Origin of the sequence: Mesorhizobium sp. M5C.F.Ca.IN.020.32.2.1 (assembly GCF_004023105.1) — a bacterium.
Lineage (GTDB): Bacteria > Pseudomonadota > Alphaproteobacteria > Rhizobiales > Rhizobiaceae > Mesorhizobium > Mesorhizobium wenxiniae.
The window spans coordinates 1-2,843 of sequence record NZ_RZSX01000807.1; the positions used below are offsets into that span (position 1 = coordinate 1).

General features: G+C 63.4%; 4 protein-coding genes. 3 read left to right on the forward strand and 1 reads right to left on the reverse strand.

Annotated elements, in window-relative coordinates:
* Together EOA86_RS29105 and EOA86_RS29110 are read left to right on the forward strand one after the other, a co-directional pair.
* Positions 1-319, forward strand: a 319-nt coding sequence (locus EOA86_RS29105) for a DUF1476 domain-containing protein (RefSeq protein ID WP_245497411.1), incomplete at its 5' end; no start/stop codon positions are given.
* A gap of 207 nt (positions 320-526) precedes the next feature.
* Complete coding sequence (locus tag EOA86_RS29110) at positions 527-1,300, forward strand: HpcH/HpaI aldolase/citrate lyase family protein (RefSeq protein ID WP_127208953.1); 774 nt, start codon at positions 527-529, stop codon at positions 1,298-1,300.
* Here EOA86_RS29110 and EOA86_RS29115 read toward each other — a convergent pair.
* On the reverse strand, positions 1,297-1,845 hold the full coding sequence (locus EOA86_RS29115) for an alpha/beta hydrolase (protein WP_029353674.1): 549 nt from the start codon (positions 1,843-1,845) through the stop codon (positions 1,297-1,299). The two genes, EOA86_RS29110 and EOA86_RS29115, sit on opposite strands and share 4 nt — an antisense overlap.
* A 249-nt stretch (positions 1,846-2,094) precedes the next feature.
* On the opposite strand from EOA86_RS29115, the gene EOA86_RS29120 reads away from it, so the two are divergent.
* Positions 2,095-2,843, forward strand: a 749-nt coding sequence (locus tag EOA86_RS29120) for a VOC family protein (RefSeq protein ID WP_164892083.1), incomplete at its 3' end; no start/stop codon positions are given.

The following is a 2,843-nucleotide window of genomic DNA, read 5'->3' on the forward strand; positions in this document are numbered from 1 at the left end:
GAGCAGCATGAAAGATCGCGAGGAGGGCTTCGAGCGCAAGTTCGCAATCGACGAGGAGCTCCGGTTCAAGGCCGCGGCCCGCCGCAACAAGGCGCTCGGCCTGTGGGCCGCCGAAAAGCTCGGCAAGGCCGGGGACGACGCCGAAGCCTATGCCAAGCAGGTGGTCCTCGCCGACATCGAGGAAGCCGGCGATCACGACGTGTTCCGCAAGATACGCAAGGATTTCGACGAGGCCGGGGTCGTCCAGTCGGACCATCAGATTCGGCGCACCATGGACGATCTGATGGCGCAGGCGATCGAGCAGATCAAGAACACCTGATCCTTGCTCTGAGCCAATCGATACGCTGGACCAATCGACCGCCCTGTCTCTCCGGGCGGTTTTTCTTTGCCTTTGCAGCTGTTTCCGGCTGAACTGCATTAGAGCGACATGCATCCATTCGGACGCACAGTACGCTCTCAAACTTTGACTCCTCGCGTCGGGCTTGGCGATTTTGGGCCGATGCGAGAGCGATTAAGGAAGGCGCCCATGTCCCTCAAGTCACGCCTTGCGGCCGATGAAACTTTGTGCACCGCATGGTCCGGCGTGCCTGATGCCCTGACGGTCGAGATTCTTGCCAGACAAGGTTTCGATGCCGTCACCCTCGATATGCAGCATGGCGGACATCACGAGGACAGCGTGCTGCGCGGCCTTGGGCCGGTGCTGGCCGCCAACAAACCGGCGCTGGTGCGCATTCCGGTCGGCCGCTTCGACATGGCCAGCCGCGCGCTCGATTTCGGCGCCGAGGCGGTGATTGCGCCGATGGTGAATTCGGTGGCGGATGCGCGGCTGTTTGCCGCCGCCATGAAGTATCCGCCACTCGGCGAGCGCTCCTGGGGCCCGACTTATGCCTTTCCGCGTCATGGCAGGGGCGACTATGCCGACTGGCTGCGCGACAGCAACGAGCGCACCATGGCCTTCGCCATGGTCGAAACGCGCGCCGCCCTCGATGCGCTCGACGGCATCCTCGACACGCCGGGTATCGATGGCATCTTCCTCGGCCCATCGGACTTCTCGATTGCCTGGTCGAACGGCGCCACCGTCAACTCGACGCTCGAAAGCATGCTGGAAACCGTCGCCTCGATCGCCGAGCGGACACGCAAGGCAGGCAAGTATGCCGCGATTTACGTCGTCGAGCCGGGCATCGCCGGCCGTGTTGTGTCGATGGGCTACCGGCTGCTGGCCATGGGCTCCGAGCATGCGTTGATCGGTCTGGGGGCAAAGACCCTGCTGAAGAGCGTGAGGGACTCGATCGGGCCCTAAAGATCCGTCAGGAACTTGGCAAAGGTCATCGATCCTTCGGGCCACGGCCCGAAGCCGGAATCGGCATTGAGGTGGCCGGCATCGCCAGCATCGATGAACAGTGAGCCCCAGGCGCCGGCAATGTCCTCGGCCACCTCGAAGGTGCAGAACGGGTCGTTGCGGCTGGCGATCACCACCGAAGGAAATGCCAGCGGCTCGCGCGGATAGGGACCGAAGGTCATCAGGTGCCTGGGTTTTATCCTAGGATTGGCGACGTCGGGCGGCGCCACGAAGAAGGCTCCGGCGACCCGGCGCTGGAACTGCGGCATTGCCTGAACTACGGCGGCGACGCCCAGCGAATGCGCGACGATAACGACCGGCCGTTCGGCCTCGTTGACCGCCTTCGCCACGCTCGCCGTCCAGTCTTCGCGCACCGGCTTCGACCATTCCGCCTGCTCGACGCGGCGCGCCGTCGACAATTTCGACTGCCAGCGGCTCTGCCAATGGTCGGGGCCGGAATTGGTGTAGCCCGGCACGATGAGAATGTCTGCATCCCTGACTTTCATGGCGCGGATGTAGCGAGCGACACGGTTTCGTGCAACCGCGATTATCGGTGCGATTGCCCACAATTGTGAACACCATGTTCGCTTCTTGCCGCCTTGTGTGAACGATCGCGATCGACGATCTGTCGTCAGGAAAAGAAACAGCCGTGTAAGGAAACCAGGATTTTGGGACTGAAACGACGTACAATGATCGGTGACACAGGGGCCCTGGCTTTGGGGATCTCGTCGAGGGCCGCCCTAACGGAGATTTTGATGAGCAAACTGCCTTTTGCCGCCACGACCCCGGTCAGCGTTGCCCGCGTCGGGTTGCGCGCGCGAAATGCCGAAAGCCTGGCCGCTTACTATCGCAACGCCGTCGGTCTGCGGGAACTGAGCCGCGCCGGCGGCGCGATCACGCTCGGCGCCGCCAATCGTCCCTTGCTCGACATTGAGGCGGATGCAGCGGCGAACCCCGACGATCCGCGCAGCGCCGGCCTCTTCCACACGGCTTTCCTGCTGCCCAGCCGGGCTGATCTCGGTCGCTGGATCAATCATGCCATCGCCAACAAGATCGACATCGAAGGCGCGTCGGACCATCTGGTCAGCGAGGCGCTTTACCTGACCGACCCTGAAGGCAACGGTATCGAAATCTATGCCGACCGCCGCCATGAGGACTGGAAATGGAATGGCGACAAGGTGGCGATGGCGACCGAACGGATGAATATCCCCTCTGTCGTCGCAGAAGTGCCGGCCGGCGATGCCGGCTGGCAGGGCATGCCGGACAACAGCATCATCGGCCACGTCCACCTGCGCGTCGGTCGGCCGGAAGATGCTGAGACGTGGTGGCACCAGGAGTTCGGCTTCGATACGGTGGCGAAATATGGCGGTGCGGCGGTGTTCCTGTCGTCAGGCGGCTACCACCACCACATCGGCGCCAATGCGTGGCAGAGCGCCGGCGCCGGTCGTCGCGATCCGTCCCGGTCCGGCCTGGCCTGGGTCGAAATGCGTTCGGACAACGTGAC

Excerpts from the sequence above, each read along its gene's own strand:
- EOA86_RS29110 (WP_127208953.1), top strand. The coding sequence starts at position 527 with ATGTCCCTCAAGTCACGCCTTGCGGCCGATGAAACTTTGTGCACCGCA.
- EOA86_RS29115 (WP_029353674.1), bottom strand. The coding sequence starts at position 1,845 with ATGAAAGTCAGGGATGCAGACATTCTCATCGTGCCGGGCTACACCAAT.